Below are 16687 nucleotides of genomic sequence, written 5' to 3'. Positions count from 1 at the left end.
GGCGGGTCGGCAAGGCGTAAATTGCACGGCCTCCACAACCGGGTAAAAGATGATGAAAGTATTAATTGTTGAAAGTGAGTTTCTGCATCAGGACACCTGGGTTGGCAACGCGGTTGAGCGTCTGGCAGATGCCTTGAGCCAACAAAATGTTACCGTCATTAAATCGACATCCTTCGATGACGGCTATGCCATCTTGTCCGCGAACGAAGCCATTGACTGTCTGATGTTTAGCTACCAAATGGAACAACCGGATGAGCACCTGAGCGTCAGGCAATTGATCGGTAAGCTTCACGAGCGTCAGCAAAACGTGCCCGTTTTCCTGTTAGGCGACAGGGAAAAAGCGACGGCATCGCTGGACCGCGACCTGCTGGAGCTTGTCGATGAATTCGCCTGGATTCTGGAAGACACCGCTGACTTTATCGCCGGACGCGCCGTTGCCGCCATGACCCGGTATCGTCAGCAACTGTTACCGCCGCTGTTTAACGCGTTGATGAAATACAGCGACATTCATGAATATTCATGGGCGGCGCCGGGACACCAGGGCGGCGTCGGTTTCACTAAAACGCCTGCCGGTCGCTTTTATCACGATTATTATGGCGAAAACCTGTTCCGCAGCGATATGGGGATTGAGCGTACCACGCTCGGTTCACTCCTCGACCATACCGGCGCGTTTGGCGAAAGCGAGAAAAACGCCGCCCGCGTATTCGGTGCTGACCGCTCCTGGTCCGTGGTTGTCGGGACCTCCGGTTCTAACCGTACTATTATGCAGGCCTGTATGACGGATAATGATGTCGTTGTACTGGATCGTAACTGCCATAAATCCATCGAGCAGGGGCTGATCCTCACCGGGGCCAAACCGGTATATATGGTGCCAAGCCGTAACCGTTACGGCATTATCGGGCCAATCTACCCGCAGGAAATGCAGCCTGAAACCTTGCAGAAAAAAATCAGCGCCAGCCCGCTGACCAAAACCAAAGTCGGACAGAAACCGTCTTACAGCGTGGTGACCAACTGTACCTATGACGGCGTATGCTATAACGCCAAAGAGGCGCAGGATCTGCTGGCAAAAACCAGCGATCGCATTCACTTCGACGAAGCATGGTACGGCTATGCGCGCTTCAACCCGATTTATTGCGATCACTACGCGATGCGCGGCGAGCCAGGCGACCATAACGGTCCGACCGTGTTTGCCACCCACTCCACGCACAAACTACTGAATGCGCTTTCACAAGCTTCCTACATTCACGTCCGTGAAGGCCGTGGCGCGGTGAATTTCTCCCGCTTCAACCAGGCATATATGATGCATGCCACCACCTCTCCGTTATATGCCATCTGCGCATCCAACGATGTGGCGGTATCGATGATGGACGGTAACAGCGGTCTGTCCCTGACTCAAGAGGTGATTGACGAAGCGGTTGATTTCCGTCAGGCGATGGCGCGTCTTTATAAAGAGTTTACCGATGAAGGCGACTGGTTCTTTAAACCGTGGAATAAAGACGTCGTCACCGATCCACAAACCGGTAAAACGTATGACTTCGCCGACGCGCCGGCAAAACTGCTGACCACTGACCAGAACTGCTGGGTCATGCGCCCCGGAGAAACCTGGCACGGCTTTAAAGACCTGCCGGATAACTGGAGTATGCTGGACCCGATTAAAGTCAGTATCCTGGCGCCGGGTATGGGCGACGATGGCGAACTGGAAGCATCCGGCGTACCTGCTGCGCTGGTCACAGCATGGCTTGGCCGCCACGGTATCGTGCCGACCCGCACCACCGACTTTCAGATTATGTTCCTGTTCTCTATGGGGGTAACTCGCGGGAAATGGGGAACGCTGATCAACACGCTGTGCTCCTTCAAACATCATTACGACGCGAATACGCCGCTGGCGCAGGTGATGCCGGAACTGGTGCAGGATTATCCTGACACTTACGCGAACATGGGTATTCATGACCTGGGCGATAAAATGTTTGCCTGGCTACGTGAAAATAACCCGGGCGCCCGTCTCAACGCCGCCTATTCCACCCTGCCGGTTGCGGAGATTACCCCGCGCGACGCCTACAACGCGATTGTGAACAACAATATTGAAATGGTGGCGATTGAAAATCTACCGGGTCGCATTGCGGCGAACTCCGTTATTCCTTACCCGCCAGGCATCCCGATGCTGCTCTCCGGCGAAAACTTTGGCGATGAAAACAGTCCGCAGGTGGGTTACTTACGCTCACTGCAATCCTGGGATCATCACTTCCCTGGCTTTGAGCATGAAACCGAAGGCACGGAAATTATTGATGGCGTATATCACGTTATGTGCGTGAAAGCCTAATCACAAAGAGTCTTTTTTTGAGGATGGCATGTATTCCCTGAGTATTGCTGCAAAACAATAATACTGTCATACCTTTTTGCGCGGGCCCCATCCCGCGCTTTTTTTATACAAAAATGACAAGTTTCCACTCGCGTACAACTTTTTGTACACCCTAATTCATCGTACAAATATTGTAATATTATTCAGGAAAGTTATTTTAGTGCAGTTTCAATTCATCACACAATTGACTCAGTCCCCGTTATCTCTCCCGTTTGGCGAGATCCGGTATTTTATGTTCATATTCCAGGAGTTCGGGTATGAGGATTTGCAGCAACGAACCTTGCATAGTGTTATTAACCGAAAAAGATACATGGTTACGAGTAAATGGTAAGGAGCCAATCAACTTAAAAGCGAATCATATGGCCATTCTGGCTTGTGAAAATAACGTTATTGACATTTCATCATTAAATAGCGTGCTAGTAATACAAGTGAGTCGCAATAATATTAAAGACTATTTACAATTCCTGAATAAAGATCTCTCACACCTTCCCGTCTGGCAACGCAACGCCGATCCCTTATTGACCGCCAACTGTCTGACGCCGGATATCTTCAGGGTCGCCGCCCGCTACAGCGCGATGGAAGCACCGGATGAAATTGTTAGTGAACGTACCCGTGCGCTCCTTTTCACCGTTTTATCCCGCTTTCTTGACCACAAAAAATTTATTTCTTTGTTAATGCACATGCTGCGCAGCCGCATCAGTGACAGCGTTTACCACATCATTCAGAGCGATATTCATAAAGACTGGAATCTGAGCGCCGTTGCCAGTTGCCTGTGCCTGAGTCCAAGCTTGTTAAAGAAAAAGCTCAAAAACGAGAATACCAGTTATAGCCAAATAATCACGACCTGCCGAATGCGTTATGCCGTAAACCAATTATTAATGGACGGAAAGAATATCTCTCAAGTCTCACAGCTGTGTGGGTATAACAGCACATCGTACTTTATTTCCGTGTTTAAAGAGTTTTATGGTATGACCCCCCTGCATTATGTTAGCCAACATCGGGAACGATCGGCTGCCTAATTTTTCTACACTCAACGATAAGACACGATAATAGCAGCATTGGCGATAACCCGTCTCCGACATAATTCAGCGGCATTCTGAGGGGGTATGATACGACGTAATTTATCGTAACGAAGTCACCTTTTCAGGAGTCCAAATTATGTCTTCGGATGCTGATGCTCACAAAGTGGGCCTAATCCCCGTCACCTTAATGGTATCGGGGAATATTATGGGTTCAGGGGTATTCTTACTCCCTGCCAACCTAGCGGCCACTGGCGGGATTGCAATCTACGGATGGCTGGTCACTATCATCGGCGCCCTGGCGCTGTCGATGGTTTATGCCAAAATGTCGTCCTTAGATCCCAGTCCCGGCGGTTCCTATGCCTACGCACGCCGCTGCTTCGGGCCGTTTTTGGGCTATCAAACGAACGTGCTGTACTGGCTGGCATGCTGGATCGGTAATATCGCGATGGTCGTTATCGGCGTCGGCTATCTGAGCTATTTCTTCCCAATTCTGAAAGATCCGCTGGTATTAACGCTTACCTGCGTCGCGGTGCTGTGGATTTTTGTGCTGCTGAACATCGTCGGGCCGAAAATGATTACCCGCGTACAGGCCGTCGCCACCGTACTGGCGCTGGTGCCTATCGTAGGGATTGCGGTCTTCGGCTGGTTCTGGTTTAAAGGCGAAACCTATATGGCGGCCTGGAACGTGAGCGGCATGAATACCTTCGGCGCGATTCAAAGCACGTTGAACGTCACGCTATGGTCATTCATCGGGGTAGAAAGCGCCTCCGTTGCGGCCGGTGTGGTCAAAAACCCGAAACGCAACGTGCCTATCGCCACCATCGGCGGGGTACTGATCGCCGCCGTCTGCTATGTGCTCTCCACAACGGCGATTATGGGGATGATCCCCAACGCGGCGCTGCGTGTATCGGCATCGCCTTTCGGTGACGCGGCGCGTATGGCGCTGGGCGATACCGCAGGGGCTATTGTTTCCTTCTGTGCGGCAGCAGGTTGCCTGGGCTCTCTCGGCGGCTGGACGCTGCTTGCCGGTCAAACCGCAAAAGCGGCGGCGGACGATGGTCTCTTCCCGCCGATCTTCGCGCGGGTTAATAAAGCCGGTACGCCAGTGGCTGGGTTGCTTATCGTCGGCGTGCTGATGACTATCTTCCAGTTCAGCAGTATGTCGCCGAACGCCGCGAAAGAGTTTGGTCTGGTCTCCTCCGTGTCGGTTATCTTCACCCTGGTGCCTTATCTTTACACCTGTGCCGCGCTGTTGCTATTGGGCCACGGTCACTTTGGTAAAGCGCGCCCGCTGTATCTGCTGATTACCTTCGTCGCGTTTGTGTATTGCATCTGGGCGGTCATCGGTTCCGGCGCCAAAGAAGTGATGTGGTCGTTCGTCACGTTGATGGTGATCACCGCGCTGTATGCGTTGAACTACAACCGCATTCACAAAAACCCGTATCCGCTGGATGCGCCGGTTAAACAGGATTGACCACGTGTAGTTAATGTTATCGCAACAGGCCGGATAGCGCAGGTTATCCGGCCACCACCAACATTAAGTTCTTAAGGTTCACTTAATTTTACTTTGTCACGATTAGCGTCACCGAATCGATGGACGCATCAACATGTTAAAGCGCTTTCTTAAAAGACCTGTTCTTGGGCAAATCGCCTGGCTTCTGCTTTTTTCCTTTTATATTGCCGTCTGCCTGAACATTGCGTTCTACAAGCAGGTACTACAAGACCTACCGTTAAACTCGCCGCGCAATGTACTGGTGTTTATTTCCATGCCGGTCGTCGCGTTTAGCGTGGTCAATAGTGTGCTGACGCTGGCCTCATTTATTTGGCTAAACCGACTGCTGGCCTGCGTTTTTATTCTGGTCGGCGCTGCCGCGCAGTATTTTATTTTGACTTACGGCATCATCATCGATCGTTCCATGATCGCCAATATGATGGATACCACGCCCGCGGAAACCTTTGCGCTGATGACGCCGCAAATGGTGCTGACTCTGGGATTAAGCGGCGTTCTGGCAGCCGTGATTGCCTTCTGGGTCAAAATCCATCCGGCGACGCCGCGCTTACGTAGCGGGCTTTACCGCCTGGTCAGCGTCCTGATCTCTATTTTATTAGTTATTCTGGTCGCCGCCTTTTTCTATAAAGATTACGCCTCGCTATTTCGAAATAATAAACAGTTGATCAAAGCGTTAAGCCCATCGAACAGTATTGTCGCCAGTTGGTCATGGTATTCGCATCAACGGCTGGCGAATTTGCCGCTGGTACGCATTGGCGAGGATGCCCATCGCAATCCATTAATGCTGAAAGGCGATCGCAAAAACCTGACGATTCTCATCGTTGGCGAAACCTCGCGCGGCGATGATTTCTCTCTTGGCGGCTATCCGCGCGACACCAATCCGCGGCTGGCGAAAGACGATGTGATCTACTTCCCGCATACCACCTCTTGCGGTACGGCGACCGCGATCTCCGTTCCCTGCATGTTTTCTGATATGCCGCGCAAACATTATGACGAAGAGCTGGCGCATCACCAGGAAGGGCTACTGGATATTATCCAGCGCGCGGGGATTAACGTACTGTGGAATGATAATGACGGCGGCTGTAAAGGCGCATGCGATCGCGTTCCGCATCAAAATGTCACCGAGCTAAACCTGCCCGGACAATGTATCGACGGCGAGTGCTACGATGAAGTGTTATTTCACGGTCTGGAAGACTATATCGACCATTTGAAAGGCGATGGCGTTATTGTATTACATACCATCGGCAGCCACGGCCCAACCTATTACAACCGTTATCCACCGCAGTTTAAAAAATTTACCCCAACCTGTGACACTAACGAAATTCAGAACTGTTCCCAACAGCAGTTGATCAACACCTATGATAATACCGTGCTGTACGTGGACTATATTGTAGATAAAGCTATTAACCTGCTGAAATCTCATCAGGATAAATTCACCACCAGCCTGGTCTATCTTTCCGATCACGGCGAATCATTGGGTGAAAATGGCGTTTATTTACACGGTCTGCCGTATTCCATTGCGCCGGATACGCAAAAACATGTCCCGATGCTCATTTGGCTTTCTAAAGATTATCAACAGCGTTATCAGGTGGATCAGGCCTGCCTGCAAAAACGGGCGAGCACGCTGGATTATTCACAGGACAATCTTTTCTCAACCATGCTGGGATTAACCGGCGTACAAACGACGTATTACCAGGCCGCAGATGATATTCTGCAACCGTGCAGGAGACTAAGCGAATGAAGATACTGATTGTTGAAGACGACACGCTATTATTACAGGGGTTAATACTCGCCGCGCAAACCGAAGGCTATGCGTGTGATGGCGTTTCGACAGCGCGTGCCGCCGAGCATAGTCTGGAGTCTGGTCATTACAGTCTGATGGTGCTGGATTTAGGGCTGCCCGATGAGGATGGCCTGCATTTCCTGACGCGAATCCGACAGAAAAAATATACCCTGCCGGTACTCATTCTGACCGCCCGCGATACGCTCAATGACCGCATTACCGGGCTGGATGTCGGCGCAGATGATTATCTGGTTAAACCCTTCGCCCTGGAGGAGTTGCACGCCCGCATCCGCGCGCTGCTGCGCCGCCATAATAACCAGGGTGAAAGTGAACTGACGGTTGGCAATCTGACGCTCAATATAGGCCGCCATCAGGCATGGAGGGATGGACAGGAACTGACCCTGACGCCTAAGGAGTACGCGCTGCTCTCACGGTTGATGCTCAAGGCAGGCAGTCCGGTGCACCGGGAAATTCTTTATAACGATATCTACAACTGGGATAACGAACCCTCGACCAACACTCTGGAAGTGCATATACATAATTTGCGCGACAAAGTCGGCAAGTCGCGCATTCGCACGGTTCGCGGGTTTGGCTACATGCTGGTTGCCACTGAGGAAAGCTAAGTGAGCCTGATGCGTTTTCAGCGAAGAGCGATGACCCTTCGCCAGCGTTTAATGCTGACAATTGGTCTTATTCTGCTGGTGTTCCAGTTAATCAGTACCTTCTGGTTATGGCATGAAAGCACTGAGCAAATCCAATTGTTCGAGCAGGCGCTACGGGATAATCGCAATAACGATCGCCATATCATGCACGAAATTCGCGAGGCGGTCGCCAGCCTGATCGTCCCCGGCGTATTTATGGTTAGCCTGACGCTGCTAATTTGTTACCAGGCAGTACGGCGTATTACCCGTCCGCTCGCCGAACTGCAAAAAGAGCTGGAAGCACGGACGGCGGATAATCTGGCGCCGATCGCCATTCACAGCTCCACGCTTGAGATTGAGTCCGTCGTCTCGGCGATCAATCAACTGGTTACGCGTTTGACCACCACGCTCGACAATGAACGCCTTTTTACCGCCGATGTGGCCCATGAGCTACGCACGCCGCTGTCGGGGGTGCGTTTGCACCTGGAATTATTGTCAAAAACCCACAATGTTGATGTCGCGCCGCTTATCGCCCGTCTTGACCAGATGATGGATAGCGTCTCCCAGCTTCTGCAACTGGCGCGCGTGGGCCAGTCATTCTCTTCCGGGAATTATCAGGAAGTAAAACTGCTGGAAGATGTGATCCTCCCCTCCTACGATGAGCTGAACACCATGCTGGAAACGCGCCAGCAAACTCTGTTGCTGCCGGAAAGCGCGGCGGACGTGGTGGTGCGCGGTGATGCGACGTTACTGCGTATGCTGTTGCGAAATCTGGTGGAAAACGCGCATCGCTATAGCCCTGAAGGAACCCATATCACTATCCACATTAGCGCCGACCCCGACGCTATTATGGCGGTCGAAGACGAGGGGCCGGGTATTGATGAAAGCAAATGCGGGAAGCTAAGCGAAGCGTTCGTGCGGATGGACAGCCGTTATGGCGGAATTGGCCTGGGGCTGAGTATCGTCAGCCGCATCACCCAGCTACATCAGGGACAGTTTTTCCTGCAAAACCGTACGGAAAGAACAGGCACCCGTGCCTGGGTGCTGTTGAAAAAGGCATAACAGGCGTTTAATACGTCGTGACCCACACATAGATAAAACTGCTGACAATCAGCACACTACACAGGGTCGTCAAACTTTTATAAATATAGCTTTTCATGACGCTCTCCTCCAAAGGTATGGAGGAGAGTATGCCCGCGAGAGATTAAGCGAACCTTAAGCGCGAAATTTATTCATCGATACGCGGATGTTGCTGTACCAGACGCGAACGTTTGACCTGCAGCTCCGCAATTTCCTGATCGATGTCGTCGATTTTCTGCTCAATATTATCGTAATGCTCGCCCAGAATTTCCTTCGCTTCCTGAATGTCCGACGCCGCTGGCGTTGCGCCTTTTAGCGGACGATTGGCCGTCTCTTTCATGGAAATACCGGTAATCAAGCCTATCACCGCGATGACCATCAAATAATACGCCGGCATCATCAGATCCTGCGAGCTTTCCACCAGCCAGGCCGCCAGCGTTGGCGTCAGACCGGCAATCAATACAGAGATATTAAAAGCCGCCGCCAGCGCGCTGTAACGAATATGCGTCGGAAACATCGCCGGCAATGTCGAGGCCATCACCCCGGTAAAGCAGTTCAGAATCACCGCCAGCATCAACAAACCGGCAAAAATCAGGCCAATAACGTTACTGTTAATCAGGATGAAGGCCGGGATCGCCAGCGCGAACAGCGCAATGCTGCCCATAATCACAAACGGACGACGACCGAAACGGTCGCTCAGCAGCCCCATCACCGGCTGCACAAACAGCATCCCGATCATAATGGCGATGATAATCAACACGCCGTGATCTTCAGAATAGTGCAGGTTATGCGACAGGTAGCTCGGCATGTAGGTGAGCAGCATGTAGTAGGTCACGTTGGTGGCAATCACCAGACCGATACATGACAACAGGCTACGCCAGTGTTTGGTGGCAATCTCTTTAAAGGAGACTTTCGGCCCATCCTGCAACCCTTCGCGGTCGCCTTGCTCCAGTTTATCCACGTGCTGCTGAAACGCTGGCGTCTCCTCCAGCGCATGGCGTAAGTAGAGACCAATAATCCCCAATGGCAGGGCGATAAAGAACGGAATACGCCAGCCCCACTCCAGGAAATTCTCCTCGCCGACAATCGTCGAGATCAAGACCACCACGCCCGCGCCCAGCACGAATCCGGCGATAGAACCAAAATCCAGCCAGCTTCCCATAAATCCGCGTTTACGATCCGGCGAATATTCCGCGACAAAGATCGACGCGCCGGTATATTCCCCGCCAACCGAGAAGCCCTGCGCCATTTTACACAGCAACAACAGTATTGGCGCCCAGATACCGATCGTCGCGTAAGAGGGGATTAACCCGATACAGAAGGTACTGATCGACATAATCACAATCGTGATCGCCAGGATCTTCTGGCGCCCGTATTCATCGCCGAGCATACCAAAGAATAACCCGCCGAGCGGACGAATCAGGAAGGGAACGGAAAACGTGGCCAGCGCGGCAATCATCTGGACGCTGGGATCGGCGCCGGGGAAAAAGACTTTACCCAACGCGTAGGCAACAAATCCATAAACACCAAAATCAAACCACTCCATCGCGTTGCCCAGCGAGGCGGCGGTAATTGCTTTGCGAAGTTTACCATCATCAATGATGGTCACATCGCCCAGTGTAATCGGTTTTATTTTTTTCCTTTTCAGCATAGCTGTCCTCATAGGCTAAGCCCTGTAGCGCTATATACGGCGGGCACTGGCATACCGCGCCAGCGTCGCCGTCGAGCGGAGGGAGGGGCGCGAACGCTATCCCTCATACAAGCGTAGCAGGTTTACTTACACTGTCCGGTTACGGACTGTACAACCGAACCTGTTGACGCCTGAATGGGCAGTTAATGACCTTTTTACCCTAACAGGGTTTAAATATGTGATCAACTTCACACATATATGTCAATTCGGTCAAAAGGTGTAAACAAGGACGCCCTAATGCGCTGTGGTGACAGTAAAAAAGCGGTTATTCGAGTGTAAACCATTGCTGACTGGCGTGGCGCAGCCCCTTTTATAAAAGCGGCAATAGTCCCGACAACGCTAAGGATTTTGTGTATAATTGCGGCCTTTTTCGGCGATCTGCCATTTTTGGGCGCGTTTGCCCCCGCTGACTTTTTGAGGATACCAACATGTCATTACCCCACTGCCCGCAATGTAACTCCGAATATACCTACGAAGATAACGGCATGTTCATCTGCCCGGAATGCGCTCACGAATGGAACGATGCGGAACCCGCTCAGGAGAGCGATGAGCTGATTGTCAAAGACGCCAACGGCAACCTGCTGGCGGACGGCGATAGCGTCACCATCGTGAAAGATCTGAAAGTAAAAGGTAGCTCTTCCATGCTGAAAATCGGCACCAAAGTGAAGAACATTCGTCTGGTTGAAGGCGACCATAACATCGACTGCAAAATCGATGGTTTTGGCCCGATGAAACTGAAATCCGAGTTCGTGAAAAAGAACTGATTTACCGTGTCATTGCCCGGTAGCGCCTTGCTTACCGGGCCTGAGCGGCCCTGCCACCGACAATATTGTGCCAATTTCGAACTACACTTAACGAGCATCTCTTACCTGAGGTAACCATCATGCCGTTAAGTCCCTATCTCTCTTTTGCCGGCAACTGTGCCGACGCCATCGCGTATTATCAACAAACGTTAGGCGCAGAACTGCTTTATAAACTCAGCTTCGGTGAAATGCCCCCCTCGGCGGCGGATAACGAAGAGGGTTGCCCGTCAGGAATGCGTTTTCCCGATACAGCTATCGCCCACGCCAACATGCGCATTGCCGGCAGCGATATCATGATGAGTGATGCCAGCGCGTCGGGAAGGGCGCATTATTCCGGCTTTACGCTGGTGCTTGATACCCAGGATGTAGCAGAAGGGAAGCGCTGGTTTGATAACCTTGCCGCACAAGGGCAAATCGAAATGGACTGGCAGGAGACCTTCTGGGCGCAGGGTTTCGGCAAGGTCAGCGATCGTTTCGGTGTGCCGTGGATGATTAACGTGGTTAAACATCAGCCTGCCACCTAACTCCCCGGGAGGCTCGCCCTCCCCCTTGCCATCAGAGTGATCTTTGGCTGCACGTTATCCGCCGTTTAACTGTCATAGAATAAATAATGACGGTAGTTTGCTACAGTCTGGCGAAAGATGGTTGATCCTGATGAGGCGTCGGGAGGACGTTATGCCAGTCTGTGAATTACGCCACGCGACAACAGAGGATACCGATTCTGTTTACGCGCTTATCTGTGAGTTACTTAAAAATGAGCTTGATTATCAGGCTTTCAGGGATGGATTCGCCGCTAATTTACTGGACCCCAACGTTCATTATCGTTTAGCGCTGCGCAACGGAGAGGTGGTCGGCATGATCAGCCTGCATATGCAGTTTCATCTCCATCATGCCAACTGGATTGGCGAAATTCAGGAGCTGGTGGTATTACCGCCGATGCGGGGACAAAAAATTGGCAGTCAGCTTCTGGCCTGGGCAGAAGAAGAAGCACGTCAGGCGGGCGCCGAGCTAACGGAGCTTTCCACAAATATTAAACGCCGCGATGCACACCGTTTTTATCTTCGCGAAGGTTACAAGCAAAGTCATTTTCGGTTTACGAAAGCATTGTGATCTGGCAGCCGTCATCGGGAGATAAGGCATAACGTAATCAGCCATCACCGGGTGAAGTAGCGGAGTCATCTCAATTCTACTGTCGACAAGCCTGGATAAAGGTTAAACGGGCTGACTCGCTTCTTTAGCAAAAATGGCCCTTTTAAGTTGTAGAAATGTAAATTTATTGTCAACGAACTACACTTTTCTCTTTGGCATCACCGGGAGGGTTGCCTGAAAATCCCGGGATGAGGTTTTCTTAGAAGGACAGTGACGTTATGTTCGCAGCAATCATTATCGGTATTTTTATTATCAGCGTCATTTATGCGCATTCACGCGGGGTGGAAAAACAAAAACTTTCCCGTCAGCTCTTTGACCACTCGACGTTTATGGCGCCGATCAATATGTTCATGACTCGCTTCTCAACGTTACCGGCAAAGCAGCCGTACTTTGATACCACAGCATTTCCAGAGCTGCAGAAGCTGACGGAAAACTGGCAGGTGATTCGTGAAGAGGCACTACAGCTTCAGCATCACATAAAAGCCGCGCAGGCCAATAACGACGCCGGATTCAATACCTTTTTCAAGCGCGGCTGGAAACGGTTTTACCTTAAATGGTATTCCGATGCCCACCCGTCGGCGGAAACGTTATGCCCGATAACGACAAAGCTGGTCAACAGCATCCCCTCTATCAAAGCGGCGATGTTCGCCGAGTTGCCTCCCGGAGCCTATCTGGGAAAACATCGCGACCCCTATGCCGGTTCAGTACGTTACCATCTTGGATTAAGCACACCGAATGACGACCGCTGTTTTATTGAAGTTGATCGACAGCGCCATAGCTGGCGCGACGGCGAAGCCGTCATCTTCGACGAAACCTACGTTCATTGGGCGGAAAATAAAACTGAGCAGACGCGTATTATCCTCTTTTGCGATATTGAGCGTCCAATGAAATGGCGCTGGGCGCAGAGCGTAAACCACTGGGTCGGCGCATCGTTGATGTCCGCCGCCAGTTCGCCAAACGACGAGAACGATCGCACCGGTGCGATTAATCGCATCTTTAAATACGTTCACGCAGCACGCGATGCCGGGCAACGGCTGAAAAAGAAAAACCGCACTCTCTATTACACGCTGAAATATCTCGTTATTGCCGCTATTTTTGCCGCGATAATCCTTTTCAGCCTCCTCTGAAGCCGGGCCGCGGTATGGAACTGCCTGCCGCGGCCTGTTCTATCCTGTCGTTAGTCTCAAAGCGTTCCCTGGCCTTGAGTCTATCCATCCGGATAATTTCCACTTCAGGCAGAGCAGATTGCCGGATGGCGGCTCCGCCTTATCTGGCCTGCGCTCCGCGTTTCTCCCCATAATAAATGTCATGCGGCATTTTCTTTCGACACGTCAAAACTGACGATAGCCTGTTTTTCGTCAGGGTTTTGAGCAAAATTCGCCCGTAATATCAGGGAAAGCCCATACTAAAAAAGTGGCATAAAACATGCATACTGAGGGCGACAGCGCGTATGCGCGATTTGATTAACTGGAGCGAAACCGATGAAAAAAGTCGTCACGGTTTGCCCGTATTGCGCATCAGGTTGCAAAATCAATCTGGTGGTCGATAACGGCAAAATCGTCCGGGCTGAGGCGGCGCAGGGGAAAACCAACCAGGGTACCCTGTGTCTGAAGGGCTACTACGGCTGGGATTTTATTAATGATACCCAGATCCTGACCCCGCGCCTGAAAACCCCAATGATCCGTCGCCAGCGTGGCGGCAAACTGGAATCTGTTTCCTGGGATGAAGCGCTCAATTACGTCGCTGAACGTTTGAGCGCCATCAAAGCGAAGTACGGTCCGGATGCAATCCAGACAACCGGCTCCTCTCGCGGTACCGGAAATGAAACCAACTATGTAATGCAAAAATTCGCACGCGCCGTTATTGGTACCAATAACGTTGACTGCTGCGCTCGCGTCTGACACGGCCCATCGGTTGCAGGTCTGCACCAATCGGTCGGTAACGGCGCAATGAGTAATGCGATTAACGAAATTGATAACACTGATTTAGTGTTCGTCTTCGGGTATAACCCGGCGGATTCCCACCCTATCGTGGCGAATCATGTAATTAACGCTAAACGCAACGGGGCGAAAATTATCGTCTGCGATCCGCGCAAAATTGAAACCGCGCGCATCGCTGACATGCATATCGCGTTGAAAAACGGCTCGAATATCGCGCTGCTCAACGCCATGGGGCATGTCATTATTGAAGAAAACCTGTACGACAAAGCGTTTGTCGCCAGCCGTACCGAAGGTTTTGAAGAGTACAGTAAGATTGTCGAAGGCTATACGCCGGAGTCCGTCGAAGAGATCACTGGCGTGAGCGCACAGGAAATTCGTCAGGCGGCGCGGATGTATGCCAGCGCGAAAAGCGCAGCGATCTTGTGGGGTATGGGCGTCACCCAGTTCTATCAGGGTGTGGAAACCGTGCGTTCACTGACCAGCCTCGCGATGCTGACCGGCAACCTCGGCAAGCCAAGCGCGGGCGTTAACCCGGTTCGCGGCCAGAACAACGTTCAGGGCGCGTGCGATATGGGCGCGCTCCCGGATACTTATCCGGGCTACCAGTACGTTAAGTTCCCGGAAAACCGCGAGAAGTTCGCTAAAGCCTGGGGCGTAGAAAGTCTGCCTGCGCATACCGGCTATCGCATCAGCGAGCTGCCGCACCGTGCGGCGCATGGCGAAGTGCGCGCGGCGTACATTATGGGTGAAGATCCGCTGCAAACCGATGCGGAACTCTCTGCAGTACGTAAAGCGTTTGAGGATCTGGAACTGGTCATCGTGCAGGATATCTTCATGACCAAAACCGCGTCGGCGGCGGATGTGATTTTACCCTCTACCTCCTGGGGCGAGCATGAAGGCGTCTTCTCTGCGGCTGACCGTGGCTTCCAGCGCTTCTTTAAAGCCGTTGAGCCGAAGTGGGACCTGAAAACCGACTGGCAGATTATCAGTGAAATCGCCACCCGGATGGGCTATCCGATGCACTACAACAACACCCAGGAGATCTGGGATGAGTTGCGTCATCTGTGCCCGGATTTCTACGGCGCCACTTACGAGAAAATGGGCGAGCTGGGCTATATCCAGTGGCCATGCCGCGACACGTCGGATGCCGATCAGGGAACCTCGTACCTCTTTAAAGAGAAGTTCGATACCCCCAACGGTCTGGCGCAGTTCTTCACCTGCGACTGGGTAGCGCCTATCGATAAACTCACCGAAGAGTACCCGATGGTACTGTCGACGGTGCGCGAAGTCGGCCACTACTCCTGCCGCTCAATGACCGGTAACTGTGCGGCGCTGGCCGCGCTGGCCGATGAACCGGGCTATGCGCAAATCAATACCGCCGACGCCGCGCGTCTGGGCATTGAAGATGAAGCGCTGGTGTGGGTTCATTCGCGCAAAGGTAAAATCATCACCCGCGCGCAGGTCAGCGATCGCCCGAACAAAGGGGCGATTTACATGACCTACCAGTGGTGGATTGGCGCCTGTAACGAGCTGGTGACTGAAAACCTCAGCCCGATTACCAAAACGCCGGAGTACAAATACTGCGCCGTACGCGTTGAGCCGATCGCCGATCAGCGAGCCGCCGAGCAGTATGTGATTGATGAGTACAACAAGCTGAAAACCCGCCTGCGCGAAAGCGCAATGGGTTGATCTGCCGGATGGCGGCATCAGAATGCTTTATTCGGCCTGCGTCTACAGTAGGCCTGATAAGATGCATTAGCATCGCCATCAGGCATTTTCCCTATAACAGCCTCCGCCCGGAGGCTGTTTTTTTATCCATACGATCTCTTTATACTGTCTTTTCCGTACCCTAAATAAAATTCAAAATGAAACTACTTCTTGCATTGATGTTGTTTATGACATTCTTTGCCCATGCCGCAGATCCTGAGCCGGGTAGCCAGTATTTGCAGGCAGCAGAGGCAGGTGACAAACGCGCACAATATTTTCTGGCCGACAGTTGGTTGAGCTATGGCGATTTGAACAAAGCTGAATACTGGGCGCAAAAAGCCGCCGACAGTGGCGACGCCGACGCCTGCGCGCTACTGGCGCAAATCAAAATCACTAATCCGGTAAGCCTGGATTATCCCGACGCGAAAAAGCTGGCTGAAAAGGCGGCTAACGCGGGCAGTAAAGCGGGAGAAATTACGCTGGCGCGGATCCTGGTCAACACCCAGGCCGGGCGCCCGGACTACCCAAAAGCCATCTCGCTGCTGCAAAAGGCCTCTGAAGATCTGGATAACGACTCCGCGGTGGATGCGCAAATGTTGCTTGGCCTGATTTACGCCAACGGCGTGGGCATTGCCGCCGATGATGAAAAAGCCGCCTGGTATTTCAAACACAGTTCCGCCATTTCCCGTACCGGCTATTCAGAATACTGGGCGGGAATGATGTTTTTAAACGGAGAACCGGGCTTTATTGAAAAGAACAAGCAGAAGGCGTTGCACTGGTTGAATCTAAGCTGTCTGGAAGGGTTTGATACCGGTTGCGAAGAGTTCGAAACGCTAACAAATGGCTGATGTTTATTGCCGGATGAACGTAGTCGTTGTAGGCCTGATAAGCGTAGCGCCATCAGGCAACCCGGAGCAGGTTGTCGGATGGCAGCGTGAACGCCTTATCCGGCCTACATTCTCTTTCGCTGTAGGCCGGATAAGCAAAGCGCCATCCGGCAATC

Annotated in this window: 14 protein-coding genes; 12 read left to right on the top strand and 2 right to left on the bottom strand. The window is 52.1% G+C overall.

Annotation, left to right across the window (positions count from 1 at the left end):
• The first annotated feature begins 52 nt into the window (after nucleotides 1–52).
• The 6 genes from adiA to pmrB all read left to right on the top strand — a co-directional run bounded on the left by adiA (nucleotide 53) and on the right by pmrB (nucleotide 8377).
• Nucleotides 53–2320 carry an arginine decarboxylase gene (adiA, locus tag ACLJNW_RS14490; RefSeq protein WP_089082062.1) on the top strand — a complete coding sequence of 756 codons (2268 nt, stop codon included), beginning with the start codon at nucleotides 53–55 and terminating at the stop codon, nucleotides 2318–2320.
• A 296-nt stretch (nucleotides 2321–2616) separates the two neighbouring features.
• The gene (locus ACLJNW_RS14485; RefSeq protein WP_023194356.1) at nucleotides 2617–3378 is read left to right on the top strand and encodes an AraC family transcriptional regulator; all 762 of its coding nucleotides are present in this window, start codon (nucleotides 2617–2619) and stop codon (nucleotides 3376–3378) included.
• Nucleotides 3379–3517: 139 nt separating this feature from the next.
• Entirely contained in the window at nucleotides 3518–4855 is a 1338-nt protein-coding gene (adiC, locus tag ACLJNW_RS14480; protein WP_000093130.1) for an arginine/agmatine antiporter, read from the top strand.
• A gap of 133 nt (nucleotides 4856–4988) precedes the next feature.
• On the top strand, nucleotides 4989–6632 hold the full coding sequence (gene eptA / locus ACLJNW_RS14475) for a phosphoethanolamine transferase EptA (RefSeq protein ID WP_023204810.1): 1644 nt from the start codon (nucleotides 4989–4991) through the stop codon (nucleotides 6630–6632).
• Nucleotides 6629–7297, top strand: coding sequence for a two-component system response regulator PmrA (gene pmrA, locus ACLJNW_RS14470; RefSeq protein WP_000697899.1), 669 nt, complete (start codon nucleotides 6629–6631; stop codon nucleotides 7295–7297). The genes eptA and pmrA overlap by 4 nt, the downstream gene beginning before the upstream one ends.
• A 9-nt stretch (nucleotides 7298–7306) precedes the next feature.
• Nucleotides 7307–8377: a two-component system sensor histidine kinase PmrB gene (gene pmrB, locus ACLJNW_RS14465; protein WP_001212189.1), complete on the top strand. Its 1071-nt coding sequence runs from the start codon at nucleotides 7307–7309 to the stop codon at nucleotides 8375–8377.
• Nucleotides 8378–8384: 7 nt separating this feature from the next.
• On the opposite strand, the gene pmrR is transcribed toward pmrB, so the two are convergent.
• Complete coding sequence (pmrR, locus tag ACLJNW_RS14460; RefSeq protein WP_000844399.1) at nucleotides 8385–8474, bottom strand: LpxT activity modulator PmrR; 90 nt, start codon at nucleotides 8472–8474, stop codon at nucleotides 8385–8387.
• 69 nt (nucleotides 8475–8543) lie between these two features.
• Nucleotides 8544–10046, bottom strand: coding sequence for a glycine betaine/L-proline transporter ProP (gene proP / locus ACLJNW_RS14455; RefSeq protein ID WP_024154458.1), 1503 nt, complete (start codon nucleotides 10044–10046; stop codon nucleotides 8544–8546).
• Between the two features lie 467 nt (nucleotides 10047–10513).
• Between proP and ACLJNW_RS14450 the strand changes: the two genes are divergently transcribed.
• The 6 genes from ACLJNW_RS14450 (at nucleotide 10514) to yjcO (ending at nucleotide 16532) form a co-directional block, all read left to right on the top strand.
• Nucleotides 10514–10849: a zinc ribbon domain-containing protein YjdM gene (locus ACLJNW_RS14450; protein ID WP_000056482.1), complete on the top strand. Its 336-nt coding sequence runs from the start codon at nucleotides 10514–10516 to the stop codon at nucleotides 10847–10849.
• A 119-nt stretch (nucleotides 10850–10968) separates the two neighbouring features.
• Nucleotides 10969–11412 carry a VOC family metalloprotein YjdN gene (yjdN, locus tag ACLJNW_RS14445; protein ID WP_001131299.1) on the top strand — a complete coding sequence of 148 codons (444 nt, stop codon included), beginning with the start codon at nucleotides 10969–10971 and terminating at the stop codon, nucleotides 11410–11412.
• Nucleotides 11413–11563: 151 nt separating this feature from the next.
• On the top strand, nucleotides 11564–11998 hold the full coding sequence (gene phnO, locus ACLJNW_RS14440) for an aminoalkylphosphonate N-acetyltransferase (protein WP_001526214.1): 435 nt from the start codon (nucleotides 11564–11566) through the stop codon (nucleotides 11996–11998).
• A gap of 257 nt (nucleotides 11999–12255) precedes the next feature.
• Nucleotides 12256–13164, top strand: a complete 909-nt coding sequence (gene lpxO, locus ACLJNW_RS14435) for a lipid A hydroxylase LpxO (RefSeq protein ID WP_023204809.1) — start codon at nucleotides 12256–12258, stop codon at nucleotides 13162–13164.
• A 354-nt stretch (nucleotides 13165–13518) separates the two neighbouring features.
• Nucleotides 13519–15666, top strand: coding sequence for a formate dehydrogenase H subunit alpha, selenocysteine-containing (locus ACLJNW_RS14430; protein ID WP_011233236.1), 2148 nt, complete (start codon nucleotides 13519–13521; stop codon nucleotides 15664–15666).
• Nucleotides 15667–15842: 176 nt separating this feature from the next.
• Nucleotides 15843–16532 (top strand): Sel1 family TPR-like repeat protein YjcO, encoded by a 690-nt coding sequence (gene yjcO / locus ACLJNW_RS14425; RefSeq protein ID WP_024154459.1) that lies wholly within the window; start codon nucleotides 15843–15845, stop codon nucleotides 16530–16532.
• Nucleotides 16533–16687 lie beyond the last annotated feature (155 nt).

This window comes from Salmonella sp. SAL4457 (assembly GCF_046548235.1).
GTDB lineage: Bacteria > Pseudomonadota > Gammaproteobacteria > Enterobacterales > Enterobacteriaceae > Salmonella > Salmonella enterica.
The sequence above is the reverse complement of the archived record's forward strand: the minus strand, read 5'-3'. Positions and strand labels throughout refer to the sequence as shown.